The organism is Streptomyces sp. 35G-GA-8 (assembly GCF_023534745.1).
Taxonomy (GTDB): Bacteria; Actinomycetota; Actinomycetes; order Streptomycetales; family Streptomycetaceae; genus Streptomyces.
In genome coordinates this window covers 1-731 of record NZ_JAMHJQ010000059.1, presented here as the reverse complement: position 1 = coordinate 731, position 731 = coordinate 1, and the positions used below count along the sequence as shown (strand labels likewise).

General features: G+C 66.9%; 2 protein-coding genes. One reads left to right on the top strand and one right to left on the bottom strand.

All coding sequences use genetic code 11. The features are described 5' to 3' along the window. Positions 1–30 precede the first annotated feature (30 nt). Complete coding sequence (locus M1203_RS38515) at positions 31–411, bottom strand: DUF6221 family protein (RefSeq protein WP_249954520.1); 381 nt, start codon at positions 409–411, stop codon at positions 31–33. A gap of 94 nt (positions 412–505) precedes the next feature. Here M1203_RS38515 and M1203_RS38510 point away from each other — a divergent pair. Then, the coding region (locus M1203_RS38510; RefSeq protein ID WP_249954519.1) for a transposase family protein at positions 506–731 on the top strand (226 nt) is incomplete at its 3' end.

Below are 731 nucleotides of genomic sequence, written 5' to 3'. Positions count from 1 at the left end.
CTAAGGGCTGTCCCGTAAACGATCTCCCTCTCAGGGGCGTCGGGGGTAGTCAGGGTGATCGGCGTAAGGTGACGCGAGGTCAAGTAAGTCATCGCATGGCCAGGTCTCGCCGTCGTACTGGCAGTCATCGCGGTTGTCCCACGGTAGTTCGGGGTCGCCCGTGGCAGGACTGAGGACGTGGCGGGCGACCACGCGTCGCTTGGCCTCGACCTCCCGCAGGACACGAGCTGGGTCGTGCAGCGCGACGTGCAGGGCGATCGTGGGATGGAAGCCGGAGAGTTCTCCTTGGCAGAAGTCGACCGTGTGCCCGTGAGCGGTCCACTCCCCGCAGCCGTCACCGTCGCAGCGTCGGGCCAGGTCGGCCTCCTCATCCAGCCGTGCGTGGAGGAACGTCACCAGGTCTTGACTCATGAGGTCATCCTGGACGATCTGCCTGGCCCGGTCGCCTGATTTCCATGCTGTGGGCAGGACCAGGCCGGCAGGCCGACAGTGGAATGATCTTGCCGTGGCTGGTGTGATCACGGCGTCAAAGCCGTCATGGATAGCCCCATTCACCGGGCTGAGCCCACGTGCCTTCGGGAAGCTGGTGACCGTGCTACGGCGCGAGGGTGCGGACGCGGTCCGCAAGGGCCGGCCGTGGAGCCTTCCCCTGGAGGACCGGGCCCTGCTGGTCGCGGCGTACTGGCGCACGAACCTGACCATGCGCCAGCTCGCCCCGCTGTTCGGGGTGT

Excerpts from the sequence above, each read along its gene's own strand:
- M1203_RS38515 (WP_249954520.1), bottom strand. The coding sequence starts at position 411 with ATGAGTCAAGACCTGGTGACGTTCCTCCACGCACGGCTGGATGAGGAG.